This window comes from Variovorax sp. ISS6 (genome assembly GCF_056523145.1).
In genome coordinates, this window is sequence record NZ_JAWRZC010000001.1 from 399479 (window position 1) to 416682 (window position 17204).

The 17204-nt window shown below is 71.5% G+C and carries 15 protein-coding genes; 8 read left to right on the plus strand and 7 right to left on the minus strand.

Annotation, left to right across the window (positions count from 1 at the left end):
* Positions 1-7: 7 nt before the first annotated feature.
* The 5 genes from AC1HIL_RS01805 to AC1HIL_RS01825 form a co-directional block, all read right to left on the minus strand.
* Positions 8-1015 carry a hydroxymethylglutaryl-CoA lyase gene (locus AC1HIL_RS01805; RefSeq protein WP_479671017.1) on the minus strand — a complete coding sequence of 336 codons (1008 nt, stop codon included), beginning with the start codon at positions 1013-1015 and terminating at the stop codon, positions 8-10.
* A complete protein-coding gene (locus AC1HIL_RS01810; protein ID WP_479671018.1) occupies positions 1012-2217 on the minus strand; it encodes a CaiB/BaiF CoA transferase family protein in 1206 nt (401 codons plus the stop codon). The genes AC1HIL_RS01805 and AC1HIL_RS01810 overlap by 4 nt, the downstream gene beginning before the upstream one ends.
* Positions 2214-3599, minus strand: a complete 1386-nt coding sequence (locus AC1HIL_RS01815) for an MFS transporter (RefSeq protein ID WP_479671019.1) — start codon at positions 3597-3599, stop codon at positions 2214-2216. Before AC1HIL_RS01815 ends, AC1HIL_RS01810 begins: the two co-directional genes overlap by 4 nt.
* A 130-nt stretch (positions 3600-3729) precedes the next feature.
* Positions 3730-4623 (minus strand): LysR family transcriptional regulator, encoded by an 894-nt coding sequence (locus tag AC1HIL_RS01820; RefSeq protein ID WP_261212297.1) that lies wholly within the window; start codon positions 4621-4623, stop codon positions 3730-3732.
* A gap of 16 nt (positions 4624-4639) precedes the next feature.
* Positions 4640-6676, minus strand: a complete 2037-nt coding sequence (locus tag AC1HIL_RS01825) for a PEP/pyruvate-binding domain-containing protein (RefSeq protein ID WP_479671020.1) — start codon at positions 6674-6676, stop codon at positions 4640-4642.
* 153 nt (positions 6677-6829) lie between these two features.
* On the opposite strand from AC1HIL_RS01825, the gene gorA reads away from it, so the two are divergent.
* Positions 6830-8191, plus strand: coding sequence for a glutathione-disulfide reductase (gorA, locus tag AC1HIL_RS01830; RefSeq protein WP_479671021.1), 1362 nt, complete (start codon positions 6830-6832; stop codon positions 8189-8191).
* A gap of 8 nt (positions 8192-8199) precedes the next feature.
* Here gorA and AC1HIL_RS01835 read toward each other — a convergent pair whose 3' ends face one another.
* Positions 8200-9102 (minus strand): ketopantoate reductase family protein, encoded by a 903-nt coding sequence (locus tag AC1HIL_RS01835; protein ID WP_479671022.1) that lies wholly within the window; start codon positions 9100-9102, stop codon positions 8200-8202.
* Positions 9103-9157: 55 nt separating this feature from the next.
* A complete protein-coding gene (locus tag AC1HIL_RS01840) occupies positions 9158-10072 on the minus strand; it encodes a LysR substrate-binding domain-containing protein (protein ID WP_479671023.1) in 915 nt (304 codons plus the stop codon).
* 185 nt (positions 10073-10257) lie between these two features.
* On the opposite strand from AC1HIL_RS01840, the gene AC1HIL_RS01845 reads away from it, so the two are divergent.
* The 7 genes from AC1HIL_RS01845 to AC1HIL_RS01875 all read left to right on the plus strand — a co-directional run bounded on the left by AC1HIL_RS01845 (position 10258) and on the right by AC1HIL_RS01875 (position 17198).
* A complete protein-coding gene (locus AC1HIL_RS01845; protein WP_057592577.1) occupies positions 10258-11034 on the plus strand; it encodes an ABC transporter permease in 777 nt (258 codons plus the stop codon).
* Positions 11031-12059, plus strand: coding sequence for an ABC transporter ATP-binding protein (locus tag AC1HIL_RS01850; RefSeq protein ID WP_057592578.1), 1029 nt, complete (start codon positions 11031-11033; stop codon positions 12057-12059). The genes AC1HIL_RS01845 and AC1HIL_RS01850 overlap by 4 nt, the downstream gene beginning before the upstream one ends.
* 28 nt (positions 12060-12087) lie before the next feature.
* Entirely contained in the window at positions 12088-13164 is a 1077-nt protein-coding gene (locus AC1HIL_RS01855; protein ID WP_064262350.1) for an extracellular solute-binding protein, read from the plus strand.
* A gap of 10 nt (positions 13165-13174) precedes the next feature.
* Entirely contained in the window at positions 13175-13996 is an 822-nt protein-coding gene (locus tag AC1HIL_RS01860) for an ABC transporter permease (protein ID WP_057592579.1), read from the plus strand.
* Positions 13947-14495 carry a TIGR00725 family protein gene (locus tag AC1HIL_RS01865; RefSeq protein WP_479671024.1) on the plus strand — a complete coding sequence of 183 codons (549 nt, stop codon included), beginning with the start codon at positions 13947-13949 and terminating at the stop codon, positions 14493-14495. The genes AC1HIL_RS01860 and AC1HIL_RS01865 overlap by 50 nt, the downstream gene beginning before the upstream one ends.
* 45 nt (positions 14496-14540) lie before the next feature.
* Positions 14541-16058: an AMP nucleosidase gene (locus tag AC1HIL_RS01870; RefSeq protein WP_057592580.1), complete on the plus strand. Its 1518-nt coding sequence runs from the start codon at positions 14541-14543 to the stop codon at positions 16056-16058.
* 147 nt (positions 16059-16205) lie between these two features.
* Entirely contained in the window at positions 16206-17198 is a 993-nt protein-coding gene (locus AC1HIL_RS01875) for a Bug family tripartite tricarboxylate transporter substrate binding protein (protein ID WP_479671025.1), read from the plus strand.
* Positions 17199-17204 lie beyond the last annotated feature (6 nt).

The following is a 17204-nucleotide window of genomic DNA, read 5'->3' on the forward strand; positions in this document are numbered from 1 at the left end:
AGCGGTCTCAGTGCGCGCGCGCGGCCTCGCGCGCCAGCGCGCGTTCGCGCGTGGCCTCGAAGTCCGCGGGCGGCGCATGCAGGTCGAGCCGGCGGCCGGCCTTGACGATCTGGCTCGGGATGTCGTGGCCGATCAGCGCCGGCAGCCGGCGCGCGGCATCGATCACGCGCGCGAGGTCGACGCCGGTCTCCCAGCCCGAGAGCTCGAGCGCATGCACGATCTCCTCGCTGCAGACGTTGCCGGTGGCGCCCGGCGCATAGGGGCAGCCGCCGATGCCGCCGATCGAGGCATCGAAGCGGCGCGCGCCGGCGTCGATGCCGGCCAGCACGTTGGCCAGCCCCATGCCGCGCGTGTTGTGGAAGTGCAGCGTGAGCTCGGTGCCGGGCCAGCGCTGCAGGAAGGCGCGCGCGAGCCCGTGCACCTGGCCGGGCCAGGCCATGCCCGTGGTGTCGCACAGCGTGACGCCGCCGGCGCCGAGCTCCTCGACGAAGCGCTCGCACCAGCCGAGCACGCCGGCCTCGGGCACGTCGCCCTCGATCGGACAGCCGAAGCTGCACGACAGCGAGACATTGACCGCCACGCCGGCCTGGCGCGCGAGCGCCGCCACCTCGGCCAGCGCGCGGAACGACTGCTCGCGCATCATGCGCAGGTTGGCGAGGTTGTGGCTCTCGCTGGCCGACATCACGAGGTTCATCTCGTCCACGCGCGCATCGATCGCGCGCTCGGCGCCGCGCACGTTGGGCACCAGTGCGGTGTAGGCCACGCCGTCCACGCGCTCGATCTCGCGCAGCACCACCTCGGCGTCGCGCAGCGCGGGAATGGCCTGCGGCGAGACGAAGGCCGAGACCTCGATCTTCGCCATGCCGGCGCGCGAGAGCGCGTTGCACAGCGCGATCTTGTCCTCGGTCGGCACGAAGGCCGCCTCGACCTGCAGGCCGTCGCGCAGGCCCACCTCGCACATCCGCACGCGGCGATCGCCATCGAATGTTCTTCCGTTCCAGACCGCGTCGTTCATGCAACCACCTTCCTGCCGCGCAGCGCGGCGATGTCTTCCAATGTGAATCCGATCTCGCCGAGCACCGCGTCGGTGTCGTCGCCCAGCCGCGGCGCCGAGGAGCGCACCGTGCCCGGCGTGCCCATGAGCTTGGGCACCACGCCGGGCACCTCGATCTCGTGGCCGTCGCGCGTGGACTGGCGCAGCAGCATCTCGCGCGCGCGGTAGTGCGGGTCCCCGGCGATGTCCTTCGCGGTGTAGACCTTGCCCGCGGGCACGCGCGCCGCGCCGAGGACCTCGAGCACCGTCGCCACCGACTGCGGCAGCGTCCAGGCCTCGATCGCCTGGTCGATCTCGGCCACGCGCGCCACGCGGCCCGCGTTGTTCGCGAGCGCGGAATCGGCGCCGAGGTCGTCGCGGCCGATGCTCTGCATGAGCCGGCGGAAGATGCTGTCGCCGTTGCCCGCGATCAGCACGTAGCCGTCGGCGCAGCGGTAGGCGTTCGAGGGCGCGATGCCCGGCAGCGCGCTGCCCGCGGCCTCGCGCACCGCGCCGAAGGCGCTGTACTCGGGCACCAGGCTCTCCATCACGTTGAACACCGCCTCGTTGAGCGCCACGTCGATGACCTGGCCCTGGCCGCCGTTGACCTTGCGGTGGTAGAGCGCGGTCAGCACGCCGATGGTGCCGTGCAGCGCGGCCAGCGTGTCGCCGATCGAGATGCCGCAGCGCACCGGCACCCGGCCCGGTTCGCCCGTGAGGTGGCGCAGCCCGCCCATGGCCTCGCCGATGGCGCCGAAGCCCGGCAGGTCGCGGTAGGGGCCGGTCTGGCCGTAGCCCGAGATGCGCAGCATCACCAGGCCCGGGTTGCGCTCGCGCAGCACCTCGTAGCCCATGCCCCAGCCCTCGAGCGTGCCGGGGCGGAAGTTCTCGATCAGCACGTCGGCCTCGGCGATCAGCCGGCGCGCGATCTGCTGGCCCTCCTCGCTGCGCAGGTCGAGCGCCAGCGAGCGCTTGTTGCGCGACTGCACCTGCCACCAGACCGAAGTGCCGTCCTGCAGCAAGCGCCAGTTGCGCAGCGGGTCGCCGCTGCCGGGCGGCTCGATCTTGATCACGTCGGCGCCGAATTCGCCGAGCGTCTTGCCGGCGAAGGGGCCGGCGATCAGCTGGCCCATCTCGATGACGCGCAGGCCTTGCAGCGCGCCGGGACTCAGGGGAAGGTTCATGGCTTGGAGGCTTTCTCGGCGAAGGCGACGGCGGACGCATGCAGCGCGCCGCTCGCGGGGGAACGTGAAGCGGCCGATGGACGCGGCTCGCGCCGGCGCAGCGATTCGGGCAGCGCGAAGGCCAGCAGCGCCGCGCACAGCAGCGCCAGCGCGCCGATGACGTAGAGCGCGGGCGTGGTGCTGCCGCTCAGGTCCTTGATGCGGCCCACCATCACCGGGCTCACGATGCCGCCGAGCTGGCCCAGCGTGTTGATCAGCGCGATGCCGCCGGCCGCGGCGGCGCCGCTCACCAGCTTGGGCGGCAGCGCCCAGAAGGCCGGGATCGAGGCGATCACGCCCGCGCCCATCACGGCCAGCGCGAGCACCAGCAGGTCGGTGTGGTGGTCGAACAGGCCGGCCGCGAAGAAGCCGATGGCCGCGAGCAGCAGCAGCGCGATCACGAAGCGGCGGCGCTCGCCGCTGCGGTCCGACAGCCGCCCGACCACCACCATCGCGATCGCGCCGCACAGGTAGGGCACGGCCGTCAGCAGGCCGATCGCCGTGGGATCGGTGCTGCCCGAGGCGCGGATCAGGTGCGGAGCCCAGAAGTTGAGGCCATAGGACGCGACCTGGATCAGGAAATAGATCAGCCCGAGCATGAGGAAGCCCGGCGTCTTCAGCGCGTCGAGCAGCGAGCCGTGGGCGCCGGCCGCGCCGCCCTGCTCGGCGATGCGCTGCGACAGGCGCGTGCGCTCGCCGGGCGTGAGCCAGCGCGCGTCTTCGATGCGGTCGTCGAGCCGCACGAACACCAGCAGGCCGAGCACGATGCACGGCAGCCCGCCGACCAGGAACAGCCAGTGCCAGCCCGCCATGCCGAGCAGGCCGTCGAAGTGCGCGAGCACCAGGCCCGCGGCCGGCGCGCCGAACAGGCCCGCGAAGGCCGAGGCCAGGAACAGCATCGAGGTGATGCGGCCGCGATGCGCGGCGGGGAACCACAGCGTGAGGTAGAACAGCACGCCGGGCGCGAAGCCCGCTTCCATCGCGCCGATCACGAAGCGCAGCGCATAGAACTGCCACTCGGTCTGCACGAACATCATGAGCGCGGTGGCCACCCCCCACGAGACCATGATGCGCGCGATCCAGCGCCGCGCGCCGACCTTGTAGAGCATCAGGTTGCTCGGCACCTCGAACAGCACGTAGCCGACCACGAACAGCCCGGCGCCGAAGCCGTAGGCGGTGTCGCTCAGGCCCAGGTCGCTCTGCAGCGCGAACTTGGCGAAGCTGATGTTGATGCGGTCGAAGAAGGCGAAGAGATAGCACACCATGATGAGCGGCATGATTCGCCACGCGACCTTGCGCACGATGGCGCCGTCGTCGTCGAGGAGGGAGGTGGGGGTAGCCATGGGAGCCTTTGTCTGCGCGGCTCGCCAGCACGACGCCGCATTCGTTGCCCGGATTCTGGGCAGCGCGGCCGCGCGGGAGAACGACAAAGGCGAGCACGCAGCTTTCGCGGAACGCGAAAGCGCCCGAGGGTTAACCCTGGCAGAGGTGGTCGATCAGGGTGCGCACGTGGCGCGGCACCACGCCGGCGTCGCGCAGGCCGATCAGCAGCCGGCGCTCGGCCCAGGCGTCGTCGAGCGCGATCTCGCGCAGGCCCATCGAGCGCAGGTGCGGCTGGATCGCCGCGTGCGGCAGCACGGCCACGCCCATGCCGGCCGCCACCATCTGGCACACGGCATCGAAGCTGCGCACCTGGATGCGCAGCCGCAGCCGCCGGCCCAGCGCCTCGGCCGCGGCCTGCAGCCGCTGCGCGAGCGAGGTCTCGGCCGGCAGGCTCACGAAGTCGTACTCGGTCGCCTCCTCGAGCCGCACGCTGCGCCGGCGCGCCAGCGGATGGCCGCGCGGCACCACCATCACCAGCCGGTCGACGCGGTAGTTGACGATGTGCAGCCCGAGGCTCGGCGTGCCCTCCGCGAAGATGCCCGCGTCGGCGCGGCCGTCGAGCACCGCGAGCACGATCTCGCTGCTGTTGCGTTCCTCGAGCTCGATGCGGATGCCGGGATTGGCCGCCACGAAGCCCGACAGCCCGCGCGGCAGGAACTGCGTGACGGCCGAGGTGTTGACCCACAGCCGCACCACGCCGAGCACGCCCGAGGCGTAGTCGGACAGGTCGGCCGCGAGCTGGTCGACGTCGTCGAGGATGCGCTGCGCATGGCGGTGCAGCGCATCGCCCGCGACCGTGAGCGTGACGCCGCGCGAATGGCGCTCGAGCAGCGGCGTGCCCACGGCCGCCTCGAGGTCGGAGATGCGCTTGCTGGCCGCGCCCACCGCGAGGTGCGCGAGCTCGGCGCCCTTGCTGATGCTGCCGGTGCGCACCACCAGGTTGAACAGCGACAGCGAGACCAGGTCGAGGCGGTGCAGGTTCATGGCGCCGGTCCCTGCTTCAGCGGCGGCGCTCGACGTAGGGCCGCGCCTGCAGCAGCACGATGCGCTCGCCCACGGTGGCCCATTCGATGTCCTGGTCGACGCCGCCGAAGCCGCGCTTGACCGCCGCGCCGACGTTCGCGAGCCGCACCACGAGTTCGTCGGTCAGCACGCTGCGGCCGGCCTCCAGCGGCACCTCCTTCACGCCACCGTCCTTGTCGAGCTGCAGCGCGCTGTCCTCGGCCGAACGGCTCAGCACCTGGATCGCCTTCGACCAGCTCGAGTACATGAGCTGCTCGGCCACGCGCCGGCCCTCGACCACGCGGATGCCGATGCCGCGCTTGGCCGAGATGTAGGTGACGTGCGGATGGCCCGCGTCGAAGGGGTCGCGCGTGATCATCACGCCCGCGCTGGTGGCATCGATCGCGGTCTGCACGAACACGCCCATCAGCACCGACTCGGCGCCGAAGCCCGCGGCGCCGCGCGCCTCCCAGGCCTCGGCATTGAAGACCGAGGCCCAGACCTTCTTCACCGCGAGCTCGAGCGCGTCGCCGCTCTTCACGTTGGGCACGGTGGTGTAGAGGCCTGCGCCGCTGAAGCCCGGCAGGTCCTCGGAGTTGGACGAACTGCGCACGAACACGCCGCCGCCGCCGAGCTGCGACTGCCAGGCCGCGCGCCACGCGGCCGCGGTGGCGGGATCGACCGGCCACTGCACGATCTCGGCGCGCAGCGCCTCGAGCGCGCGCTGGCGCACCAGCGGGTCGGCCGCGAAGCCCGGCGCCTGCTGCATGCGCGCGATGCGCTCGGCGAGGCCGTTGGCGCGCATGAAGCGGTCGTAGTGCGCGAACGGAATGCAGAAGCCGTCGGGCACGCTGGTCGACGGTATGCGCGCGGCCTGCAGCGCGCCGAGGTTGGCCGCCTTCACGCCGCACTGCGCGCTGTTGCGGGCGCGCAGCGAAGCCAGCGGCAGCAGCCGCGCTTCGCGCAGGTCGGGCCGCACGGCAGCGGCGCCACCCGGCGCGGCGCTGCCGCGGCCCATGGCGGCCGTGCGCGCGGCGCGCGTGGGCAGCGCCGCGATCTCCTCGGGCGTGAGCGGGCGCACCTGGTAGCCCGAGGCCGCGACCTTGAGCGCCACCCACTGGCCCGCATGCGCGCGCAGCGCCTCGGCCGCGTCGCGCACGTAGGCGTTGGGAATGCCCCAGCCCTTGGCCAGCAGGTTGACGTGCGACAGCGCCGTGGACGGCCGCTCGGTCAGCACGCCCGCCACCGGCGGCAGCGCGATCGGCACCTGGCGCAGCACCGCGATGTCCTCGGGCAGAAGCGCGTTGACGGCGCCCTCGTCCTCGACGATGCGCACCCGGCCGCTGGCGGTGCCGAGGTTCATCGGCAGGTAGGGCTGCTCGCGGATCAGCGCCTCCTGCGTCACGAAGTCGACGCCGGCCTCGCGTGCCACGCGCTCGTGCAGCGTGGAGTTGGTCTTGAACTTCACGGGCGCGAAGAAGCTGGCCTTCACCGCGCGGTCGGCCTCGCGCAGCAGCGGCGCGGTGAGGCGGTCGCCTTCCCAGAATTCATAGCCGAAGCCCGAGACGTTCTGCTGCCAGCTCAGCGTGCCGAACAGGAAGCGGCGGTCGGGCACGAGGTAGTTGCGATCGATCTCGCGCTTGCCCGCGTGGGGCGCCAGGCCGGTGTCGCGCACGAAGCGCACGTGCAGCTGCCAGCGCGGCGTGTCGAGGTAGTACACGCGCGGCGCCGGCTTCGCGCGCCGGTCGATCACGAACAGCACATGCGGCAGCGCCATCGGCGTGCCGGCGTCGTAGGTGCGCGCGAGCGCGTCGAAGTCGGCGCGGCTGGCGAGCGCGGGCAGCGACGAGGCGCCGCCGGCGGAGCGCACGGGCGAGGCCGGTTCCTCCACGCGCTTCTGCGCGTCATAGAACGAGGGCTTGCGCGCGAGCTGCGCATCGGCGGGCAGGGGCGCGAGAACGGACAGGCACGACACGAGCAGCGCAAGCCGGCGCGCAACCGCGCCGCGTGGAAGGTGCCTGGGGTCGTTCTTCATGCGCTTGTCTCTGTGCTTCGTTGCCGACGAGCGCGGATTCTCGCTCCACCGCCGCCGGCGCGCGCGACGCCTCGCAGAGTGTTCCAAGCCCCGTACCCGGCAGCGGTCATCGACGCGGGCTACAGTGCGCTCGCAAAGGAGCGCCTTTCTTCCATGTCCACCCCTTACGACTTCGATCTCTTCGTCATCGGCGGCGGCAGCGGCGGCGTGCGCGCCGCGCGCATGGCCGCGCAGACCGGTGCCCGCGTCGGCCTGGCCGAGGCCGCCGAACTCGGCGGCACCTGCGTCAACGTCGGCTGCATTCCCAAGAAGCTCTACAGCTACGCGGCCGGCTATGCCGAGTCCTTCGAGGAAGCCGCGGGCTACGGCTGGCAGCTGCCGGGCGAACCGGTGTTCGACTGGTCGCACCTGAAGTCGCAGCGCGCCAAAGAGATCTCGCGGCTCAACGGCATCTACGGCTCGCTGCTCAAGAACGCGGGCGTCACGCTGGTCACGGGCTGGGCCCAGCTCGCCGACGCCCACACGGTGGAGGTCGACGGCAAGCGCTACACCGCGCGCCACCTGCTGGTGGCCACCGGCGGCACGCCCTTCGTGCCCGACATCCCGGGCCGCGAGCACATCGTGACCTCCGATGCGATGTTCGACCTCGATCCGTTCCCGCGCCGCCTGCTGGTGGTGGGCGGCGGCTACATCGCCTGCGAGTTCGCCTCGATCTTCAACGGGCTCGACGCGAAGGTCACGCTGCTGCACCGCCGCGCGCACCTGCTGACCGGCTTCGACGACGACGTGCGGCAGTTCCTCGCCAACGAGATGGGCAAGGCCGGCGTCGACGTGCGCCTGAACTGCGAGGTGGCCTCGGTCACCCGCACCGCCGACGGCCTGGTGGCCACGCTCGCGCGCGGCCAGCAGATCGAGGCCGACACGGTGCTGTTCGCCACCGGCCGCGTGCCCAACACGCAGGGCCTGGGCCTCGAGGCCGCCGGCGTGGCGCTCGACGAGCGCGGCGCGATCGCAGTCGATGCGCACTACCGCAGCTCGGTGCCTTCGATCTACGCCGTGGGCGACGTCTCCACGCGCGTGCAGCTCACGCCGGTGGCGCTGGCCGAGGCGATGGTGGTGGTCGACGAACTGTTCGGCAAGGGCAAGCGCCGGCTCGACTACGAGTTCATCCCCACCGCCGTGTTCACGCACCCGAACATCGGCACCTGCGGCTACGGCGAGCTCGACGCACGCGCGAAGTTCGGCCAGGTCACGGTGTTCTCGAGCGAGTTCAAGTCGCTGCGCCACACACTGTCGGGCCGCAGCGAGCGCACCTTCATGAAGCTGGTGGTCGACACCAAGAGCGACCGCGTGGTGGGCCTGCACATGGTGGGCGCCGACGCGGGCGAGGTGGTGCAGGGCTTCGCGGTCGCGATGCGCGCGGGCGCCACCAAGGCGATGTTCGACAGCACGGTGGGCATCCACCCGACCGCGGCCGAGGAGTTCGTGACGATGCGCGAGCCGATGCCGGGCTGAGGCCCGGTTCAGGCCCGCGCCGGCTTGTCCTCGAGCAGCCGCACCAGCGTCCACAGCAGCCGGTTGGCCGGCACCGGCACGCCCAGCGCCTCGCCACGGCGCAGCACGAAGCCGTTGAGATGGTCGATCTCGCTGCGCTTGCCGCGCGCGAGGTCCTGCGCGGTCGAGGAGAACTGCGCGGGCATGGTGCGCGCGATGCCCGCCACCGCGGCATCGATGTCGCCCGGGATCGTCACGCCCTCGGCCCGCGCGACCGCGAGGCATTCGGCCACCACGTCGCGCAGCACGCCGGGCACGCCCTCGTTCCTCACCAGCACGCCGTAGGGCAGCTGCGTGATCGCCGACAGCGCGTTGTAGGCGCAGTTGAGCACCAGCTTGGCCCACAGCGCGCCGCGCACGTTGTCGGAGATCTCGGTCGGCACGCCGGCCGCGCGCAGCGCCTGCGCCACTTCCTCGCCGCGGGCCGAGGGCGCGATCACGAGTTCGCCGCGGCCGTTGTGCTTGACATGGCCCGGCCCCGCCATGCCGGTCGCGACATAAACCACGGCCGCGGCCACCTCGTGGGACCGCAGCACGGAACGCGCGCGCTCGTCGTTGTCCACGCCGTTCTGCAGGGTGAGCACCAGCGCGCCGGGCGCGAGATGCGGCGCGATCTGCGCGGCCGCGGCCTCGGTGTCGGTTGACTTGACGCAGAACAGCACGAGGTCGGCGCCTCGCACGGCATCGGGCTCGGTGCTCGCGGCCATGGGCACATGCTCGTCGAAGGTCTGAGCCTCGAGGCGCAGGCCGCGCGCCCGCACGGCCTCCACGTGCGCGGGCCGGCCGATCAGCACCACCTCGTGGCCCGCGCGCGCCAGCATGGCGCCGTAATAGCAGCCGACCGCGCCGGCGCCCATGACTGCGACTTTCATCGATGCATCGTCCTTGTCGTGAGAAGGGATGGCGAGCGTAACCACTCGCGCGTTTTCATGCCTCGGCCTCCACGCCGCGCGACTTCTGGCCCTCGTCGAGCAGCCAGGCGCGAAAGGCCGCGAAGGCCGGCAGGTCGAGCCGGTCGGGCCGGTAGCAGAGGTAGTGGCCCTGGCTCACGCCGACCGGCGTGCCGCAGGGACTCAGCAGCGAGCCCTCGGCGAACTCCTCCTGCACCAGCAGCTTCGGCACCAGGCCGATGCCAAGCCCGTTGAGCGCGGCCTGGATCAGCGCCGAGTACTGCGCGAAGCGCGGGCCGGCCACGGTCTGCACCTCGGGCACGCCGTGCTGCGCGGCCCACTGGCGCCACGCGGTGGGCGCGCCCTCGTGGTGCAGCAGCGTGTGGCCGAGGATGTCGGCCGGCTGCGCGATGCGGTGTCGCCCCTCGACCAGCGAGCGCGCGACGATCAGCACGAACTCGCGGCCCGCGATGTATTCGGACACCACGCCGGGCCAGCCGTCGGGGCCGTAGCGGATCGCCGCGTCGACCCCGGCCGGGATGCCGTCGCTGGGCTCGAGATGGCGGCTGAAGCTCAGCATGACGTGGCGGCTCTTCTGGCTGAAGGCCGGCAGCCGCGGGATCAGCCACTTGGTGAGGAAGGTGGGCACGCTCGCGAGCGTGAGCAGGCCGGCGCCGGCATCGCCCGAGCGCGCCTCGAAGGTGGCGGTCTCGATCGCGCGCAGGCCGCCAGCGATCTTCTGCCAGTAGACGCGGCCCTGCGGCGTGAGCTGCACGCCGCGCCCGTTCTTCTGCAGCAGGGCGCGGCCGAGGAAGGCCTCGAGACCCGCGATCTGCTTGCTGACCGCGCTCACGGTGATGCACAGGGCGCCGGCCGCGAGCGTCAGGCTCTCGTGGCGCGCCACCGCGTCGAAGGCCAGCAGCTCCTGGATGGTGGGGCAGTCGCGCTTCATGCATGGCTCCGGTTGATGAAAGTTCGGTGAAAAACAGTTGCCAACAGCTCAAGTGTCGTCATCCAACTTTCACCCATGAATACCAAGGCGCTTCCTAGAATTCAGGCCGATGCGGCGGAGGACCCGACGCAGACAGTAGCGCATCCGGAAAGTATGCCGGCCGCGCGTGACACGGAGACATACCCTTGGTTCGCGGCATCTCGCTCCTCTACGGCCTGTACCTGCTGCTGCCCATCGCCCTGCTGCTGGTCGGCAGCGTGGGCGGCAACTGGACCAACACGCTGCTGCCCACCGGTCTCACCGGGCAGTGGTATGTCGACCTCTGGCTCGACACCTCGTTTCGCAAGGCCTTCGTGAGCAGCCTGGTGGTGGCGCTCTCGGCCTGCGCGATCAACACCGTGCTGGCGCTGCCGCTGGCCTATGCGCTGTATCACGGCGCGCGGCGCGGCGGCAGCCTGGCGGCGCGCATCGTGAGCGCCACGCCGGTGGCGGTGCCGGCGATCACGCTGGCCTTCGGCTACATGATCGTGTTCAACACCGACCTCGCGCCCTGGCTGGGCTCGATGCCGCTGTTGATCGCGGCGCACGCGATCCTCACGCTGCCCTACCTCACGAACACGCTGCTGACCGACCTGCGCCACCTCGACCTGGACCGGCTCGAGCAGGCCGCGGCCACGCTCGGCGCCACGGGCTGGCAGCAGTTCAGCGGCATCGTGCTGCCGAGCCTGCGCCAGAGCCTGATCAGCGGGCTGGTGATGGTGGCGGCGATCTCGGTCGGCGAGTTCGGCGTGTCGAACCTGCTCACCAGCTTCCAGAACCGCACCTACCCGGTGGTGCTGCTGCAGGCCTTCTACGGCGCCACGGGCTTCGCCTGCGCGGCCACCGTCATCCTCCTGGTGCTGGCGAGCGCGTCGGCGCTTCTTTCCTCCTCCCTGGTGAAGCAACGCGCCGTCACGCCATGAGCCTCCTCCTCGACACGGTCAGCTACAACTACCCCGGCAGCACGCACGGGCTGCACGAGGTCTCGCTCGACGTGCGCACCGGCGAGCTGGTCGCGGTGATCGGGCCCAGCGGCTCGGGCAAGTCCACGCTGCTCAAGCTGGTGTCGGGCCTCGAGACCGGCCACACGGGCCGCATCGCGCTCGACGGCGAGGACATGTCGCGCACGCCGGTGCACCGGCGCCACATCGGCATGGTGTTCCAGAGCTATGCGCTGTTCCCGCACCTGAGCGTGCTCGACAACGTGGCCTACGGCCTCAAGCTGCGCAAGGTGGCGACCGCCGAGCGCCGCCAGCGCGCGCAGGCGCTGCTCGACACCGTGGGCCTGGGCGAGTACGCGCGGCGCGCCGTCGCGCAGCTCTCGGGCGGGCAGCAGCAGCGCGTGGCGCTGGCGCGCGCGCTCGCGATCGACCCGCGCGCGCTGCTGCTCGACGAGCCGCTGTCGGCGCTCGATGCCAGCGTGCGCGGCCACCTGCGCGACCAGATCCGCGCGATCCAGCAGCGCTTCGGCGCCACCACCTTGCTGGTCACGCACGACCAGGAAGAGGCGCTCGCCATGGCCGACCGCGTGGCGATGCTCAAGGACGGCCGGCTGCTGCAGATCGCCACGCCGCGCGAGATCTACGAAGAGCCCGCGAGCCGCGCGGTGGCCGAGTTCGTCGGGCTCTCGACGATCCTGCCGGCCAAGGTGGCGGGCCTCAACAAGCTCGACCTGGGCTTCGCCCAGCTCGCCGCGCCCACCGGCATGCGCGCGCCCGGCACCGCGCTGCACGTGCTGGTGCGGCCCGAGCACATCGCGGCCGATCCCGCGCCCGGCACGCCGAACCGCATCGCGGGCCGCTGCGGCGCGCAGCGCTACCTGGGCTCGCTGACGCGCTACGACTTCGAGGTGCCGGGCGCGCCCAGGCCCTTTCTCGCCGAATCGGCGCGGCCGGCCACCGAGGCCATCGCGATCGCGCCCGAACACCTTCGCCTGCTCGACCACTGACATCCCTTCCTCCCAAGGAGCCACTTCCATGCAACGCAGACATCTGATCCAGGCCGCCGGCGCCCTGCCCGTGCTGGCGCTCGCGCGCACCGCCTTCGCCTTCGACGGCCCCGAGCTCTACGCGGGCGAGAAGGCGCTCTACGCCGAGGCGCAGAAGGAAGGCCTGTGCGTCTCCTTCGACACCGGCCCCGAATGGGCCAACTGGAAGTCGCTGTTCCGCGACTTCAAGAAGCGCTATCCCGAGATCGAGCTGACCTACAACGACATCGGCTCGGCCGCCACCGTGGTCGCGCTGGAAAAAACGAAACGCCGCCCGCAGGCCGACACCGCCTACTACTTCGCGGCCTCGGCCGTCGATGCCGCGAAGAAGGACGTGGTCGCGCCGTTCAAGCCCGTCAACTTCGACAAGCTGCCGGCCGTGTTCCGCGAGGCCGAGGGTCGCTGGTTCACCATCCACACGCTCAACATCGCGTTCCTCGTGAACAGGAAGCTGGTGAAGAACGTGCCCACCGGCTGGGCCGACCTGCTCAAGCCCGAGTTCAAGAGCACGGTGGTCTACCTCGACCCGCGCTCCACCGGCATCGGCCAGGTGCTGACCTTCGCCGCGGCCTATGCCAACGGCGGCGGCGTCGACAACGTGCAGCCCGGCACCGACTACCTCGGCAAGCTGCATGCGGCCGGCAACGTGCTGCGCGTGGAAGGCACCACGCCTTACGCCAAGTTCCTCAAGGGCGAGATCCCGGTCTGGATCAGCTACGAGAACGACGGCCTCAAGGCCAAGCATGTCGACGGCATGGGCGACGCGGTCGAGGTCGTGATCCCGAAGGAGGCCAGCGTGGCCGCGCCCTATGCGATCAGCCTGGTGAAGAACGGCCCGAACCCGAACGCCGGCAAGCTGTGGCTCAACTTCATCATGAGCGAGGCCGGCCAGTCGCTGTTCGCGCAGGGCTTCGTGCGGCCCGCGGTGCCGGGCACGCCGCTGTCCGCCGACGTCGCCGCGAAGATGCCGGCCGCGCCGCAGATCCGCCCGCTCGACGTGGTGAAGGCCTCGGAGCGCAAGGCCGAGCTCGACAAGCTCTGGGCCCAGGCCGCGCTGGGGAAGTAGGCGCTTCGTGATGAGACGCTTCGGTGCCTGGCCCGCCTGGGCCTTCATGGCGCTGTTCTTCGCGGTGCCGCTGGCTGCGCTGCTGCCCGAGGCCTTCGCCGAGCGCGGCAGCGCCTTCGGCCGGCTGGTCGGCAACCCGCTGTTCTTCGGCGCGCTGCGCAACACGCTGGCGCTCGGGCTGGCGGCGGGCGCGGTGTCGGCGCTGGTCGGCACCTGCATCGCGATCGAGCTCGCGCGCCAGCCGGCCGCGCGGCGCCAGTGGCTGATGACCCTGCTGGGCCTGCCGCTGGCCTTCTCGGGGCTGGTGATCGCCTACGGCTTCATCCTGGCCTTCGGCCGCGCGGGCTTCGTGACCCAGCTCATGGCCGGGCTCGGCGCCGATCCCGCCGTGCTCGGCAGCTGGATCTACAGCGTGTCGGGCCTGGGCTTCGCCTATGCCTACTACCTGATCCCGCGCGTGGCGCTGTCGCTGTACCCGGTGTTCGCCAACCTCGACCCGCGCCCGGCGCAGGCCGCGCGCACGCTCGGCGCCTCGCGCGCGCGGGCCTTCTGGGACACGGTGCTGCCCGAGGTCGCGCCCTCGGTGCTGTCGAACGCCTGCATGGTGGCCGCGATCGCGATGGGCACCTACGGCACGGCGCTGGCGCTGGTGGGCACGCAGCTCAACATCCTGCCGCTGATGCTCTTGGCGCAGGTGGGCGACGGCGGTTCCGATTTCGCGGTGGCGGCGGCCCTGTCGCTGGTGTTGATGGTGGTGTGCGTGATCGTGATGGGAGTGGGCGATGTGCTTGCGCGAAGGCGTGAACGCGGTGCGGTCGGCGCCGGTCATTGAGGCGCTCGCGCGCCTCGCGCAGCGGCAGCGCGGGCCCGAACGCCATCGCCAGCCGGTGGCGATCATCGGCCCCGGCGATGGCGGGCCCGCCGAGTGCGAGGCCGCCCATGCGGTCGCGCATGCACTGGCCGGCGCCGGCATGGCGGTGGTGTGCGGCGGGCGCGGCGGCGTGATGGCCGCGGCCTCGCGCGGCGCCGCCGAGGCCGGCGGCATCGCCGTGGGCATCCTGCCCGAGGACGACGACCGCAACGCCAACGAATGGCTCGGCGTCGCCATCCCCACCGGCATGGGCGAGCTGCGCAACGGCATCGTCGCGCGCAGCGGCCTGTGCCTGGTCGCCATCGGCGGCAACATGGGCACGCTGTCGGAGATGGCGATGGGCCTGAAGTGGGGCAAGCCGGTGTTCGTGATGCACGGCGACATCGCGCTGCCGGGCGCGGTGCCCGCGGCGGATGTGGACGACATGCTCGCGAAGGTGCTGGGCTGCCTGCTGGCCTGAGGCTCCAGCCCGCGAGCGGTCATGACGGCATTGCACAATGCCGCCATGCCCTACATGCCCCCCTTCGTCGCACCCGCCCGCTTCACCGACGCCGCCGCCGCGCTCGACCAGGTGAAGGCCATCTACCAGGGCGGACTCGCCCATCTGCGCGAATCGATGCTGCGCTTCGTGGACGGCGACGAGCTGCCGGGCCGCGTGCGCGCCTGCTATCCCTTCGTGCGGGTCCACACCCACACGGTGGCGCGCCACACGCCGCCGGCCAATGCCGGCCTGAGCTACGGCTTCGTGGCCGGGCCCGGGCGCTACGAGACCACGCTGACGCGGCCCGACCTCTATGCGCGCTACTACCTCGACCAGTTCCGGCTGCTGCTCGAGAACCACCAGGTCGAGCTCGAGGTGGGCACCAGCACGCAGCCGATCCCGATCCATTTCTCGTTCGCCGAGAACGACCACATCGAGGGCACGATGAGCCCCGAGCGGCGCGCGCTGATGCGCGACGTGTTCGACCTGCCCGACCTCGGCGCGATGGACGACGGCATCGCCAACGGCACCTTCGAGGCGCTGCCCGGCGAGGCGCAACCGCTGGCGCTGTTCACGGGCGCGCGCGTCGACTACTCGCTGCACCGGCTGCGCCACTACACGGGCACCCTGCCCGACTGGTTCCAGAACTTCGTGCTGTTCACCAACTACCAGTTCTACATCGACGAGTTCGTGCGCCTGGGCCACGAGGCGATGGCCGACGAGCACAGCGAGTACATCGCCTTCATCGAGCCCGGCAACGTGGTGACGCGCCGGCGCGGGCTCTCGGCCGGCGCCAGCGCCACCTTCGGCCACCTGCTCGACGGCAGCCAGGGCACGGCGCCGCCGCGGCTGCCGCAGATGCCGGCCTACCACCTGGTGCGCGAGGACTGCAGCGGCATCACCATGGTCAACATCGGCGTCGGCCCGGCCAATGCCAAGACCATCACCGACCACATCGCGGTGCTGCGCCCGCATGCCTGGATGATGCTGGGCCACTGCGCGGGCCTGCGCAACACGCAGCAGCTCGGCGACTACGTGCTGGCCCACGCCTACGTGCGCGAGGACCACGTGCTCGACGAGGAGCTGCCGCTGTGGGTGCCGATCCCCGCGCTGTCGGAGATCCAGCTCGCGCTCGAGCAGGCGGTGGCCGACGTCACCAAGTGCGAGGGGCCCGAGCTCAAGAAGATCATGCGCACCGGCACGGTGGCGAGCACCGACAACCGCAACTGGGAGCTGCTGCCCGGCAACCAGCCGCAGCGCCGCTTCAGCCAGAGCCGCGCGGTGGCGCTCGACATGGAGAGCGCGACCATCGCGGCCAACGGCTTCCGTTTCCGCGTGCCCTACGGCACCCTGCTGTGCGTCAGCGACAAGCCGCTGCACGGCGAGATCAAGCTGCCCGGCATGGCCAACCACTTCTACCGCGAGCGCGTGGAGCAGCACCTGCGCATCGGCATGCGCGCGATCGAGATCCTGCGCCAGGAAGGCTCGACCCGGCTGCACAGCCGCAAGCTGCGCAGCTTCGCGGAAGTGGCGTTCCAGTGAGGCCGCGTCGACCCAAAGCGTGACTTAGTTCCGCATTTGGCAGGGCCGAGGGCCCATTCCCCGGGTTTTCCCCTGGATGCCTGTCACCGACACGACAGGCGCCTTGCGCCATCATTTGTTTACCTTTTTAGACAATCGGAAACAAACATGCCGCACCCGACCGCCCTGCCGCCTTCGCCCGGACGCCGGCGCTTCCATGCCTGGCTGGGCGCGATGGCCGTGCTGGGAACGGGGGCCGCGCGCGCGGCCGAGCCGCAGCTGACCGCGAAGCTGCGCATCGTGATCCCCGCCAACGAGGGCGGCGGCTGGGACCAGACCGGCCGCGCGCTCGGCGCCGCGATGCTGGCCTCGGGCGCGGTGGGCGACGTGGTCTACGAGAACATCGGCGGCAAGGGCGGCACCATCGGCCTCGCGAAGTACGTCGAGAAGTACGACGCCGACCCCGACGCGATCCTGATGAGCGGCATGGTGATGGTCGGCGCGGTGGCGCTGCAGAAGCCGGCCGTGACGCTGGCCCAGGTGGCGCCGGTGGCGCGCCTCACGAGCGACTACGAGGTGGTGGCGGTGCGCGCCGATTCGCCGATCAAGACGCCCAAGGACCTGATCGCCCAGTTGCGCGCCGACGCCGCCAGGACGGTGATCGCCGGCGGTTCGGCCGGCGGCGTGGACCACATGTACGCCGGCATGCTGGCGCGCGTGGCGGGCAACACCGCGGCGCTGATCTACCAGCCGCACCCGGGCGGCGCGCAGGTGGTGGAGTCGCTCGAGTCGGGCAAGTCGGCGGCCGGCATCTCGGGCTACAGCGAATTCAGCGAGGCCCTCGCGAGCGGCAAGCTGCGCGCCATCGGCGTGTCGGCCAGGCGCCCCTTCCTCGGCATCCCCTCGGTGCGCGAGCAGGGCGTGGACGCCGACCTCGCCAACTGGCGCGGCGTGCTCACCGGCAAGAAGGTGACGCCCGAGCGGCGCGCGGTGCTGCTCGAGGCGGTGCGTCGCGCGACCGTGGCCGACCTCTGGCAGAAGACCATCCGGAAGAACAACTGGGACGCCTACTGGATGGCGGGCAAGGACTTCGAGGGCTTCCTCGAGCTCGACACCGCGATGGCGGGCCCGCTGATCTACCTGCTCAAGCTCAAGGCCTGATTCGAG